Below are 12681 nucleotides of genomic sequence, written 5' to 3'. Positions count from 1 at the left end.
CGTTTATACCCCCTCCCGCCAAAACAGGGTGTATATGGCGAGCCTGAGAGATTTGGGGCTGTCTGAGTACGAAGCGCGGGCGTATCGCGCGCTCTTGCAGACCGGTCCGACCACGGCAAAGGAACTGTCGCGGGCGAGTGATGTGCCGATGGGTCGCATCTACGACATTCTGAACAGCATCGAGACGTACAACCTCGTGCGCAGCCAGAGCGCGAGTCGCCCGAAAAAGTATGTCGCCGTCGAACCGACCACCGCGCTCGACCGACTCCTCGATGACAAAAAGCGCGAACTCGACCAGAAAAAAGACCAGTACGAGGACATTGTCGACGAACTCGCCCACGAACTCGATGCCGCAGAACCCGTCGAAGAAACGTTCTGGACGGCGGCGGTCGGGCCGACGCAGACGATTGACCTGCTTCTCGAACGCCTCGCGGCCGCAGACGACACCATCGTCATCGTCGCCTCAACGCTCGGCCAGCAGTTCGACATCGGCGAAATCGGGGCACTCGTTGCAGAACAACTCCAAAACGCCCTCGACCGCGGCGTTTCGGTCAAGGTGTTGATGCGCCCCGAGCTGGTCGACCTCCTGCCGGAATCCGTTGGCGACCACTATGCAGCCACGCTCTCTTCGCACCCCGACTTCGAGGTGCGGACGAGCGACGACGTGAGCGGGACGTTCAACGTCATCGACGGCACGGAAGTCGTCATCGAGGTTCCCCATCCGCTCGACACCGAAGAAATCTTTGCGATGATAGATTTAAAAGACCGGAGCTTCGCAACCGGTATCACGAATGAGTTCTCCCCCCGTTGGGAGACTGCGCGTCCCCTCTCGTTTTGAGGCGACGAGACTCAGCACATCTCGCTCAGGTCGACGTACGACCCTTCGCTCGCCGTAATCCACGTCGTGTACACGTCTGCCTCGCTTCTGTCCCGCGGAAACACGGTCAGTTCGTCCGGTGCGTGCTGGTACCGCACGAGCACGGATTGTAGGTCGAATTCGATGCCGGTCGCCGGTAACAGCGCACCCTCCCCTGCAGCGTGCGTGTTCTCTTTCGGTTGTGATTTCGTCATTGTCTTCCCCCGTGTCCTCCGGAACTGCTCGCATCTGCGGCCCTCCGAATGACAACTATATTGATAGTCACTCTCTGAGACCGTAACTGTTTACCCGTATTCTTACGGCCTGAGAATCGTCTTCTTGTGTTTTGTCCGCTGCCTGCTTCTCTGTGAGTGTGATGTACGACCGAATTCTCGTTCCCACAGACGGCAGCCCACTCACGACTCGGGTTGTCGAATACGCCCTCGACCTTGCGGTGCTCAGCGGCGGCGAACTCTACACCTGCTTTGTCGTAGACGATGCGGACATTCCAGCGCGCAACGTAGAACAGGTGCTCTCGTCGCTTGAAGACGAAGCCGAGGCCGCGACCGAGCGCGTCGCCGGGCTCGCCGCAGAGCGAGACGTTGCGGTCACAACGGCGGTCCTTCGCGGGGCACCGCACGCAGAAATCCTCGCCTACGCGGACAAAATTAACGCCGACCTCATCGTCATGGGGACCCACGGACGGCGCGGGTTCGACCGCTATCTCCTAGGCAGCGTGACCGAGCGCGTCATCCGCACCGGAAACACGCCCGTGTTGACCGTGAAACTCATGCGTCCGAACAAGGCCGTGACCACCGACGACGAGGCCATCGAGGTGGCGCGAGACGCCCTCGAACGCGAAGGAATCGCCCTCACCACGGTCCCCGAGACACCCTACCAAGAGAGCAGCACGTGGATTGTGCGGGCCGAAAGCGATGGCGATACGTTCAACGTCCACATCGACGCCACCTCGGGCAACGCCAGAGTCGCAAAAATTCGCTAACTTAGTCGCCGTTTACTTCTGCGCGGAGGCTGCCCATCTCTGCGACCCGTTCTGCGTGGGCGTTGTGCTGGTGGATGGACTCGTCGTTCGACTGTTTCATCGTGACGACCGTCGTGTCGGGGAGTTGGTCGAACCGTTCGACCACGTCCTCTGCCATTGCCCGCACGCAGTCTTCGACGAACTTCGCGTTCGCGTGTGCCTCGTAGGTCATGTGGTCTTCGTCCGGGCGCTTTGCGAGGTTATAGATGCGCGCGCTCATCGAATCGCGCGCCACCTCGACGATATCCATGAGGTCTACTTTCGGCGCGTCGCGGCATTTGACGGTCAGCGTGGCGTGCCCGCGCTGGGAGTGGCCCGGTTGTGGAACTTTTTCGAGGAAGGCGTCGATGGTGTCCTTGTCCACGGCAAGCTGTTCGAGTGTGTCGCGGGCGCGCGATTCCGACATGCCTTGTGAGCACGGACACACCGTCATGCCGACAACGCGCGCGCCGATTTCTTCGAAGGTACCTTCTTCTGTCGCCTCCGCCGACGCGATGATGTCGATGGTGCTCTGGGTCTCTAAGTCGCTCGCGGGCGTGCGGTCACGGATGACGAGCTCGGCCTCCATATGCACCTCGGCGCGACTCGTGTACTTATGTTTCTTGAGCAGGCGCTCTGCGGCGTCGCCGCACACGTCTTCGACGCGGTAGGCCGGTTCGCTCACGGCCTGTTCTAGCACCTCGTCTATCACCTCCATGTTGCGAGACATATCCGCGCCTTTCCGCCAGCTCGGGAGGTCTACGAACACGGAGAAATCGGCCGTCAGGACGATTGGCCGCTTGTCTTTCCGAGCGAGTTTGACGAGTTTCTCGACGCCAGTAACGCCAACGCGATTCAGCCCCACGGTGACGTCCGGGCTTGTCGCCTGTACGTCAGGCAGTTGATGGGCCATTGTCCGCAGTAAGAACCCGCGCGCGATTATGGGTTACGATAGGTGACATCTCAGTCGAGCTTGCCGAGTGCCGTGAAGAAATCGAGTGGCGGCCCTGCGACGTGCATCGGACTCTCCGCCACCGACACCCGAATCTCTGCGGGCGGCGTGACGTACTCTTTCGTCCGACCGTCGCTGATGACGACGGCGGTGTCCGCATCCGCGACGCGAATCACGACCTCGCTTTCGACGTCCGCCACGAGCGGCGGCATCGACTCGGTCGCACACATCTCGGTCACGACGAGGCTCCGAACAGACGGATGGACGAGCGGGCCACCCTCGCTCAGATTGTACGCCGTAGACCCCGTTGGCGTGGCGATGAGCACGCCGTCTGCGTGCCCGCCCGAGTACAGCGCGCCATCGACTCGAACTTCGATGCTGAGGCCTTGTCCGTGGCCGCGTTGGTCGCCTTGGACGACGATTTCGTTGAGCGCGGGCGGGAGCGACCACCCCTCTCCCTCGGCTTGCAGGCGGGGAATCGACCGGGTGCGTATCTCGCCTGCTTCGCGCAGGTGGGCGACTTCTTTCGAGACAGCCTCAACTGCTTCCTCTGGCGAAACTGCGTTGAGAAAGCCCACCTCTCCGAGGTTCACGCCCATGACAGGCGTGGCTTCGGCACCGCGGGCGGCGAACAGGAACGTGCCATCACCGCCGATGCTCACGACGAGGTCACACTCGTTCATCGACGGAATGTCGTGACCCTCTATGTCGAGGGCTGTGGCCATCTCCTTGTCAACCCAAACGCCGACGCCCTCAGCGAGGAGGCTCTCTCGAATCTCGTCGGTGAGCGACGCTGCCCGTGGGTTTCCGCGCTGGCCGACGATACCGACTCTCATGTGAGGCGATTCGTCTGGCGGTGTAAAAATCTGCCCACGTTCGGGCAACATTAATCAGGCATCGGCGCGAGGTCAGCGTATGTCTCAGCGGCCAGTCATGAGGTGGTGTTCGTGAGCGACGACGAACAGCCTGAGTCTGCGGATGACGACTGGTTCGAACGCGGTCTCTCTGCTGATGCAGCCGACACAGACGCGAACGAAGCCACCGAATCGACCACCACAGACGATACACCCGACGAACAAGACGACCCGTCACCCGAAGACGCCCCTCCCGCAACCGACTCGTTTGGGGTGGACGACGCAGACGGCTTAAACTTGACCGAGAGCGCAGACGGCCAGTTCGGGTTGGATAGCGATGACTTCGGGATGGGCAGCGACGCCGACTTCGGCATGGGCGGTGACGATTCGTTCGGGCTTGGCGACGACTCGCTGTTCGACGACGACTTTGCGAGCGCCTTCGGAACCGCTCCCGGTCCCGGTGGCTCAGGTGGCACAGATTTCGAAGACGACGCCATCGACTCGGACATCCCGCGCATCGACATCGGGATTCTCGGCTTAGACGACATGATTCAAGGCGGGGTTCCCGAAAGCTCGCTGATGGTCGCCATCGGGAGCGCCGGGACGGGTAAAACCACCTTCGCCCTCCAGTTTCTCCACCACGGCCTCGAAAACGACGAAAAGGCCATCTACATCACCTTAGAAGAAAGCCGCGAGCAGGTGATCAACACCGCCGTCGAGAAGGGCTACGACTTCGATTCGTACGTCGATAACGGCCAACTCGCCGTCATCGACTTAGACCCCGTCGAGATGGCAAACAGCCTCGACAACATCCGGTCTGAACTCCCCGAACTCATCTCCGAGTTCGGTGCCTCGCGGTTCGTCCTTGACTCCGTCTCTCTGCTCGAAATGATGTACGACCAGCAGGCAAAGCGCCGCACCGAGATTTTCAACTTCACCCGCGCGCTCAAGCACGCCGGTATCACGACGATGCTCACGAGCGAAGCCAGCGACGACAACCCCTACGCCTCGCGCCACGGCATCGTCGAATACCTCACCGACGCCGTGTTCATCCTCCAGTACGTCCGGCCCTCCGACTTCCGTGAAACCAGACTGGCCGTCGAAATCCAGAAAATCCGCAATGCGAACCACTCCCGGGAGACCAAACCCTACGAGATTACGGGCACCGGTCTTAGCGTGTACCAGCAGGCGAATATCTTCTAGGAACTTTTTGCTGCGGGGGGTCGCATCCGCGACCCCCGCTGGCAAAAACTTCCATGAAAAAGGCCGGAAACGCCGTCGGCGTTTCCGGGTGCGCTGGTGGAGGGAGACTGCAACCGCACAGCGAAAACTCCCTCCAGTTTTTAGTATCCATACTGCTTGTGTGACTAGCTATTTATTAACACACCGACAATTCTCTGTATGCTCACTGTCCTGTGTGGATCGTCCGAAAATCGGCGGTTCATCGAAGTTGCAGGAATCGTTGGGTTTCTCCACGCCATCGGTGTCCTCTGGATTCGGTCAGCCCTTGGCATCTACACGCCCGTGTTCGACCTGTTCATTCTGTGGACACTCCCCGGTTTGACGCTCGTCGGTGGTTTTGCAACGTACACCCTCCTCGTGCACCGACTCTACACGCCCACGTTGGGCATTGCGACGATTTTTACGTGGGCGACGGTCCGGCAATGGCAGTACATTCTCTCACTGGGTGATACTGCATGGGGGACAGCGCCGCAACCCCTCTATTTCTACATCACGCTCTGGCCGCTTCCATTGGTTGTGGGTATTTTGCTTGCCCGGCTCGAACTGGCGGGCCAGAGCCGACTATTCGAACGAAATTCTTCGACACTTGAGTGACGACACATCCGTCCTCAAGAATCGCTTGCGACAACCGCTGTGACCCTCCCAAACCCCTGAATTACGGCTATCGTCTCAGCCGACGAACTCTCCTATACGTCTCTGCGGATGTGGCACGCCGTGGAGACGGTCGGAGGGACAATATGGCAATTTCAACAGCCGCACAAAACAAACAAATCGTAGAGCGCACGCTCAAAGAGTGCTGGAACGAGGGGAACTTCGAGTCGCTTTCACAACTCGCCCACGACGACATCCGCGTCCTCGATGACGACGGCAACACGGTCGCTACCGGGCCGGACGGTTTCAGGAAACACATCGAAGCGTGGCGGACGGCCTTCCCCGACTTCACCGTCGAAGCCAAAGAACTCATCGCAGAAGACGACGTCGTCGTCCTTCGATTCATGGAAGAGGGAACCTTTAACGGCGAACTCACCCGTGGCGAACTCGCGGGCATCGACCCGACCGGCAAGCACTACCGCTCGTCTGGCGTGGCGTTCCACCGCATCAAAGACGGCAAGCTCGCGGAGTTCTGGGTCATCGACGACAGCTTGAACTACGCCCAACAGCTCGGCGTCCTCCCGGACGACCTGCAGAAAATCGGGATGTAACTCCTCTTTTTAGCGAACCACAGTCACCGGAATCGGCGACCGCTTGACGACGCTCTCTGCGACGCTCCCGAGAAGGATGCGCGAGACACCTGTCCGTCCGTGGCTGCCCATGACGATTTGGTCGATGTCGTGTTCTTTCGCGTAGGTGACGATTTCGCGGGCGGGCCGCCCGACGACCTGTTCGGCATCGACCCCGCGGTCGAACTCGGCGGCGATGTCGTCTGCCTCCGCGAATATCTCGTCTGCGGTCTCTTCTGCTTGTTTGTACCACTCCTCTGCGTAGCCGGGGAGCGACGCCTGTGGGCTAAAGCCGGTGTCCATCGGGTTGATGACGTGGAGGATGGTGATGTCCGAACTCGGGAACTCTTTGAGCCCGAATTGCAGCGCGTGGACGGCTTGCTCTGAGCCGTCCATCGGAATCAGCAGGCGCTTTCCCATAGCATCTGATACGTCCCCAGCCGTCAAAAAGACTCGTTACCCCTACGCGCCCCGGCCGTGCCGGGTGAGACACTTAGAGAGGCCAATCAACTCGACCGGCTCTGAGTTGTCCGGCGAGTAAATCACCATCTGGCCTTTCTCCATGTAGGGCACTTTCTTCTCTAAGTTCGCGGGGATGTTCACGCTCTTGATGGCGTCTACGTCACCGAGATTCAGCACTATTTTCGTGTTCACCTGCTTGAACACCGGTTCGGCGATGTCCTGTGGGTCTTGGGTGATGAGAAACAGCCCAAGGCGCTCTTTGCGCCCCTGTTTTGCGGCTTCGGTGAACTTGCCTATCACCTTGCGCGCTTGGGCACTCTCTGCGTCCGCGAGGAAGTTGTGCGCCTCGTCCATTCCAACGACGAGCGGCGTCTCCTTTATGCGGTCGAACATCGGGTCGTTCGAGAGCTTTTGGTCGATGAGCAGGCTCGCCACAGCGAGGACGATGACCTCAGTCGCCCGGCTGTTGGTGACGTGGTAGGTCGGAATCACCGTGAGGCCGCCCGGTCGGACGAGGCGGTGAATCTGCTCGGTAATCGGTTCTGCATCCTGATCGAACACGCTGTTGAACGCAGACGAGCGCACCCGGCGATGGACGGCGTCGAAGGTTGCCTCGTGGACGCGCCCGCTTTCGTCTAACTCCTCGCGCAGCGCCGGGTCGTCGAGGAACGAGAGGAAGCCGCGATAGGTGTGCGTAGAGCCGGTTCGGAAGTAACGGTCTAAGAGGAAGTCGAGGGCGTTGTACTGGTTGTCGTTCAAACTCCCACCCGCGACGAGCCAGCGGTTGTTGCGCACGAGCGAGAAGGGGATGGTGAACTCGACTTGCTCTGCGCGGTGGTGGTCTGCGGCGTAACTCGACCCTTCGACTTTCGGGATGAACGCGATGGTGTCCTCGTGGCCGCCGTGGGCAATGTTCTCGCGTTCACACCGCCGGGCGAACTCCGTCGTCATCTCTGGGTTGTCGTCATGCATCTGGGCGTACTCGTCTTGCGGGTCGAACTGGACGACGGCCATCCGGCGTTCCTGTGCACTTCCGGCTTCGACCGGGTAGGTGCGCGCCTCGCTCAGATACTGACGGAGCACGTTTTTCGCGCTGTGGGTCTTCCCCGACCCTGTCCCACCCGCAATCAGCGTGTGGCGGAACACGAGCGGGTCACCCGACTCGTAGTTGTCCTTGACGCGGTAGTCGATAGTCGGCGGCTGTGCGCCCGTCCGGACCTTCTCGCCACCGACCGAGAGGTGGCCGAGGAAAACACCCTCTTCCGGGATTTTGAGTCCCGTCTTGATTTCGGTCTGGTCGGTGGCCTCGCGCACGACGGTTTCCGGCTTCGGCACGCGGTCGGTCATTCGCCGCTTTAATTCGCCGTCGTCCTCGTAGAGCACGGCGATGGGTTCGAGCGAGGCCATGAACTTGTAGTCGTGTTCGTCGATGCCAGAAGAGCGCATCGCGCGGCGGGCGTGAATCTCGGTGGCGTCGTCGGTGTAGTACTCCTGGGCGTATTCGAGGGTCGTAATCCGACAAAAGAGGCTCTCGCCGTCGGGGTAGGAGATGAGGAGATACTTCCCGATGCGCACGTCAGAGCGGTTTTTCGCCGTCACGTAGGCTCTGAGACACGTCTCGTCGCGGTCTTCGCCAATCGAGAGGCCAGCAGAGACGGCGAGCGTGCCGATGCCACGGTCTGCCCCCACGCCGTCTACGGTCACGGCCTCAAAATCGCTCTCCGTCGCGGTCGTTGCTTCAACGTCCCCGTCGTCGGGGTCAAACTCGTTGAAGTCACCGAGGTCGGTCATATGCCCCCATCACACCATTCCCACAAATCCGTTTCCCACCGTGTCCCGACTGTGAGCCGTGGTAACGATTCAAAAATCCAATTCATTATTTCCTAGAGGTACAGCCAATCGTATATGTTCCGAGAACTTATCATATCTAATGCTTCTCATTCGCGGCCACGCAGGCGGGACGACGCTGACCGGCACGCTGTACGAGCGCGGCGAGCGTCCGCCGACCTACCGCGGTGCGCCGGACGATGGTGCGCCCTACGTCTGGGTGTGTGATTCCTTCTACGAGGTCGAAAGCGGCGGACAGGTCCAAACCATCAACAACGAAGAGCGCCGGGTCGCCTTCGAAGCGCCCTCGCCACACGGTTTTGAGACGCGCGAGCAAGCCATCCGCGATGCTTACGACCACATCCGCACGCAGTTCGCGCGAGTCGGTCTCTCCTCTAGCGACGTGGACTTCGAACTGTCGAAAGTCCGCCCGGAAACTTAGTAATCGAGTCCCCAGCGCACGTCGTCGTAGGTGCGCTCGCGGTCTGCGTGAAACGTCTGTTCAAGTTTCTGTTTGAGCGACTCTTTTTCCTGTTGGCTGATGCGTGCGAGCTCGTCTGCCTTCCCGATGACCTTTGGCGGCCCACGATTGCGCGCCACGTCACAGAGCAACTGCATGGTGAGTCGCTCGCGTAGTTCTTCGTCTTTCGTGAACGCGTACGGTGCTTCCACCTTGTAGACGATGTCTTGGCGAGGGTCGTAGATGATGAAGAATGTCACTTCGTAGTCCTCGTCCGGGCGGTCGCGGTCGATGCCGAGGGCGTCGCCTTTCACCGAAAACGTCTCGTCTGCACCGCCGCGGGAGACGAACCAGTTCGTGAACGTCAGGCAATCGGTCAGGCGCTCGCCGTCTGCGAGGCGTTCGAGCACCTTTGCGAAGAAGGCGGCGTCGTTGACCCACGGAGCTTCTGCCTTTCCGCGGACGGCGTTCGTGATGGCCTTTGTCGAGGAGTTTTTCACGAAGCCGATGAGCGGTATTTCGCGGTTTGCAAAGCGCTCGACCAATCGGACGTAGTTTTCGACCACGTCGCGCGGGCGTTTGTCCTCTACGAGCAACTCACGCAGTTCGGGGTCGCGGTTCTCCCAGTTCAACAGGCCTTTCGGGTAGATGGGACCATCGAGGACGAGTAAGTCTTCGACGACCTCTGCTTGCAACAGAGCGTGTTTGCTCTCTGCGAGATAGAGCGCGAGGGCGTGGACGACGGCTCCCTCGTAGCGATTGACGCGGGGGACTTTGAACAGGCGGGCGCGGCTGTAGCCGTCATCGAACATCGACCAGTCTTCGTCGAAGGTGCCTGCCGTGTCGTTCGTGTGGACGGTGGCGACCATCGTCCGCGAGCGGTGCAGTTCCAAATCCGAGGGAACCGCACTCATCGCGGCTTGGGCCACGTCGATGACCAGCCCGTTTTTGAACGTCGTCGGGTTGATGGTGCCAGAGTCGATGCCGTGGCAGGTGGGAAAGCGGTCGTCACAGAGGGCAACGTCCGCGATGTCTACGCGCTTTCTGGCCACCTCGTCGAGCGGTTCGAGGACTTTGGTGTTGCCGTCCCAGAGCGGGTCTAAAAACTCGTTCCAGACGGTCTCTGCGAACGCGCGGTGGTCGCTCGCATCCACGTCCTGCTCGATCCGGCGGGCCAGGTCGGCGATGCCGTCGAAGTGGACCGGGTCGAGTGTCATATCCCGTTCATCTGCGGCCCGCGAGAAAAACACCGGGGTAATCGCTCAGGAAAAGAGGAGGCTCGCGGGGTAGAGCAGAATACAGACAATCGCCTCCCACCGCCCGAGACCGCGCCGCCAGTACATGAGCGCGAGGACGAGAATCGAGACGCCGAGCATGTAGATGAGCGAGGCCGAGATGGCAGTTGTGTCCACAACTACATCCGCGACGAGCGCGCCGACGCCGAGCGAGAACACGGGGTCGGTGATGTTGCTCCCGAGCAGTGCACCCACCGAAATCCCGCCGTTCCCGCGGTAGGCGGCGATGCCCGCGACGGCGATTTCTGGCGCGGTCGTGCCGAGGCCGGTGAGCAGGCCAATCAGGTACTCGGAGATGCCAACGAGTCGGGCGAGCGAGATGGCGTTCGAGACCATTAGCTGCCCGCCCACGACGACGAAAATGAGGCCGAGGACAATCCACGGAATAGTCTCGCGGGGTGACTGGCGTTCGACGGTTTCTTCTGCAATCTCCTCGCCGCCTGCGTTCGTATAGAGGATGTAGATGAACTCGACGTAGGCGAGCATCATCAGGACGCCTTCTGAGAAGGTGAGCGCCCCGTCGTCGAGCGCGAGCAGCATGATGACCATCGCGAGCACCATTCCGCCGCCGTACACGAGCACCTCGCGGCGGGTGGCGAGGACGGGCGCAATCAGCGCGACGATGCCGATGGCGAGGGTTATCTGGGCGATTTCGGAGCCGACGATGTTTCCGACGACGATGTCGCCCGCCCCGAGTCGCGCCCCGAGGACGGACGTGACCATCTCCGGCACCGAGGTTCCAATCGAGATGACCGTGACGCCGATGAAAAACGGCGACACCCCGTAGTAGAGCGCGAGGTTGCTCGCCTCCGCGACGGCTCGCGACGCGCCGTAAACGAGCAGCGCGAGGCCACCGAGAAACAGCAGTATCTCGACTAACACCCACGAGCCTCCAGCATAGGACTGGCTACGATAGCCGACAGGTTAGTCCTTCGCCGACCAGCACGCTATTTACCGTGGCCGAAAATTCCACGCACATGAAAGCGGCGCTCATCATTTTAGACGGCTGGGGCATCGGCAGCCACGACCGGCTGGATGCGGTGAAAGGCGCGGACACGCCGAACTTCGACCGCCTCAAGCAAGCCGGCGCGTACGGCGAACTGACCGTCTCCGGCCGTCGGGTTGGCCTCCCCGAAGGCCAGATGGGGAACAGCGAAGTCGGCCACCTCAACATCGGCGCGGGCCGGGTCGTCATGCAGGAGTTCACCCGCATCGAAGACGCCATCGCGGACGGCTCGTTCGCCACCAACGACGCGATTCAGGACGCGTTCGACCACGCCGAGGCGTCGGGCGGCCGCGTCCATCTCATGGGCCTCGTCTCCGACGGCGGCGTCCACTCAGCCCAGAGCCACCTCCACGCCCTCATCGACATCGCCGCAGACCGAGAACTGGAGGCCGTGACCCATGCGTTCACCGACGGGCGCGACACCGCGCCGAAGGGTGGCAAAGGATTCCTCGCAGACCTCGACGCCCACGCCGAGAAAGCCGGAACCGGCGACGTCGCCAGCGTCACGGGGCGCTACTACGCGATGGACCGCGATCAGAACTGGGTGCGCACCCGCCGCGCCTACGACGCCATTGTGAACCGAGACGCGCCCTACACCGCCGCCTCCCCCGTCGAAGCAGTCGAAGCCTCCTACGAACGCGGGGATACCGACGAGTTCGTCGAGCCAACCCTCATCGAGGGTGGCCCCGCCCTTGAAGACGGCGACGCGGTTATCTTCTTCAACTTCCGCTCAGACCGCGGCCGCCAGCTCACCCGGCTGCTCGCGGATATCCGCCCCGAATGGGACTTTGCGACCACGCCACCAGAAACGTATCTCGTCACGATGACGCAGTACGACAAGACGTTCCCCGTCCCCGTGGCGTTCCCGCCAAACCAGCCCGATGACACGCTCGGAGAAGTCGTTTCTGCGGCGGGACTCACCCAACTTCGCCTCGCCGAGTCAGAAAAGTACGCCCACGTCACCTACTTCCTGAACGGCGGGCGTGAAGTCGAGTTCGACGGCGAGATTCGGAAAATCATCCAGAGTCCGGACGTGCCGACCTACGACCGAAAACCCGAAATGAGCGCGAAAGAAGTCACTGATACGGCCCTCTCGGTCATCGAGAGCGACGACCCTGACGTGCTCGTCTGCAACTACGCCAACCCCGACATGGTCGGGCACACCGGCGACTACGACGCCGCCGTGAAAGCAGTCGAAGCCGTCGATGCCCAACTCGGCCGCCTCGTGGAAGCCGTCCAGCAGGCGGGTGGTCATGTCCTCATCACCGCAGACCACGGCAACGCAGACGACATGGGAACCTCCGAGAACCCGGACACGGCACACACGCTGAACCCGGTGCCGCTCATCTACCTCACGCCCGAGAACACCGACGGCGGCCGCACCGTCATCGCGGACGGCACGCTTGCGAACATCGCGCCGACGCTGCTCTCGCTCATCGGCATCGAGAAACCCGCAAAGATGACCGGCGAGTCGCTGTTGGCGTAA

At 61.3% G+C, this 12681-nt stretch carries 14 protein-coding genes; 7 read left to right on the top strand and 7 right to left on the bottom strand.

Annotation, left to right across the window (positions count from 1 at the left end; genetic code table 11):
- Nucleotides 1–34: 34 nt before the first annotated feature.
- Nucleotides 35–838 (top strand): TrmB family transcriptional regulator, encoded by an 804-nt coding sequence (locus tag V5N13_RS06140; RefSeq protein ID WP_336360039.1) that lies wholly within the window; start codon nucleotides 35–37, stop codon nucleotides 836–838.
- Between the two features lie 11 nt (nucleotides 839–849).
- Here the strand turns inward: V5N13_RS06140 and V5N13_RS06135 are convergent, their stop codons facing one another.
- On the bottom strand, nucleotides 850–1071 hold the full coding sequence (locus V5N13_RS06135; protein WP_336360038.1) for a DUF7511 domain-containing protein: 222 nt from the start codon (nucleotides 1069–1071) through the stop codon (nucleotides 850–852).
- Between the two features lie 161 nt (nucleotides 1072–1232).
- Between V5N13_RS06135 and V5N13_RS06130 the strand changes: the two genes are divergently transcribed.
- Entirely contained in the window at nucleotides 1233–1859 is a 627-nt protein-coding gene (locus V5N13_RS06130) for a universal stress protein (protein WP_336360037.1), read from the top strand.
- Between the two features lies 1 nt (nucleotide 1860).
- On the opposite strand, the gene mptA is transcribed toward V5N13_RS06130, so the two are convergent.
- Both mptA and V5N13_RS06120 read right to left on the bottom strand, forming a co-directional pair.
- The gene (gene mptA, locus V5N13_RS06125; protein WP_336360036.1) at nucleotides 1861–2790 is read right to left on the bottom strand and encodes a GTP cyclohydrolase MptA; all 930 of its coding nucleotides are present in this window, start codon (nucleotides 2788–2790) and stop codon (nucleotides 1861–1863) included.
- 50 nt (nucleotides 2791–2840) lie between these two features.
- On the bottom strand, nucleotides 2841–3665 hold the full coding sequence (locus V5N13_RS06120) for an NAD(+)/NADH kinase (RefSeq protein ID WP_336360035.1): 825 nt from the start codon (nucleotides 3663–3665) through the stop codon (nucleotides 2841–2843).
- A gap of 111 nt (nucleotides 3666–3776) precedes the next feature.
- On the opposite strand from V5N13_RS06120, the gene V5N13_RS06115 reads away from it, so the two are divergent.
- The 3 genes from V5N13_RS06115 to V5N13_RS06105 all read left to right on the top strand — a co-directional run bounded on the left by V5N13_RS06115 (nucleotide 3777) and on the right by V5N13_RS06105 (nucleotide 6127).
- Complete coding sequence (locus V5N13_RS06115) at nucleotides 3777–4886, top strand: KaiC domain-containing protein (protein WP_336360034.1); 1110 nt, start codon at nucleotides 3777–3779, stop codon at nucleotides 4884–4886.
- A gap of 198 nt (nucleotides 4887–5084) precedes the next feature.
- Entirely contained in the window at nucleotides 5085–5519 is a 435-nt protein-coding gene (locus V5N13_RS06110; RefSeq protein ID WP_336360033.1) for a hypothetical protein, read from the top strand.
- A 143-nt stretch (nucleotides 5520–5662) separates the two neighbouring features.
- Complete coding sequence (locus V5N13_RS06105) at nucleotides 5663–6127, top strand: ester cyclase (protein ID WP_336360032.1); 465 nt, start codon at nucleotides 5663–5665, stop codon at nucleotides 6125–6127.
- Nucleotides 6128–6136: 9 nt separating this feature from the next.
- Here V5N13_RS06105 and V5N13_RS06100 read toward each other — a convergent pair whose 3' ends face one another.
- Complete coding sequence (locus V5N13_RS06100; protein WP_336360031.1) at nucleotides 6137–6565, bottom strand: universal stress protein; 429 nt, start codon at nucleotides 6563–6565, stop codon at nucleotides 6137–6139.
- A 42-nt stretch (nucleotides 6566–6607) separates the two neighbouring features.
- Nucleotides 6608–8398 (bottom strand): ATP-binding protein, encoded by a 1791-nt coding sequence (locus V5N13_RS06095; protein WP_336360030.1) that lies wholly within the window; start codon nucleotides 8396–8398, stop codon nucleotides 6608–6610.
- A gap of 139 nt (nucleotides 8399–8537) precedes the next feature.
- Between V5N13_RS06095 and V5N13_RS06090 the strand changes: the two genes are divergently transcribed.
- Nucleotides 8538–8876: a DUF7113 family protein gene (locus V5N13_RS06090; protein ID WP_332899966.1), complete on the top strand. Its 339-nt coding sequence runs from the start codon at nucleotides 8538–8540 to the stop codon at nucleotides 8874–8876.
- Here the strand turns inward: V5N13_RS06090 and V5N13_RS06085 are convergent.
- Together V5N13_RS06085 and V5N13_RS06080 are read right to left on the bottom strand one after the other, a co-directional pair.
- Nucleotides 8873–10111, bottom strand: a complete 1239-nt coding sequence (locus V5N13_RS06085; RefSeq protein ID WP_336360029.1) for a DNA double-strand break repair nuclease NurA — start codon at nucleotides 10109–10111, stop codon at nucleotides 8873–8875. The two genes, V5N13_RS06090 and V5N13_RS06085, sit on opposite strands and share 4 nt — an antisense overlap.
- A 45-nt stretch (nucleotides 10112–10156) precedes the next feature.
- A complete protein-coding gene (locus V5N13_RS06080; protein ID WP_336360028.1) occupies nucleotides 10157–11071 on the bottom strand; it encodes a sodium:calcium antiporter in 915 nt (304 codons plus the stop codon).
- Nucleotides 11072–11166: 95 nt separating this feature from the next.
- Between V5N13_RS06080 and gpmI the strand changes: the two genes are divergently transcribed.
- On the top strand, nucleotides 11167–12681 hold the full coding sequence (gene gpmI / locus V5N13_RS06075) for a 2,3-bisphosphoglycerate-independent phosphoglycerate mutase (protein ID WP_336361419.1): 1515 nt from the start codon (nucleotides 11167–11169) through the stop codon (nucleotides 12679–12681).

It is taken from the genome of Haladaptatus sp. ZSTT2 (assembly GCF_037081775.1).
Classification (GTDB): domain Archaea; phylum Halobacteriota; class Halobacteria; order Halobacteriales; family Halococcaceae; genus QDMS2.
This window is presented reverse-complemented; position numbering and strand designations above follow the sequence as displayed.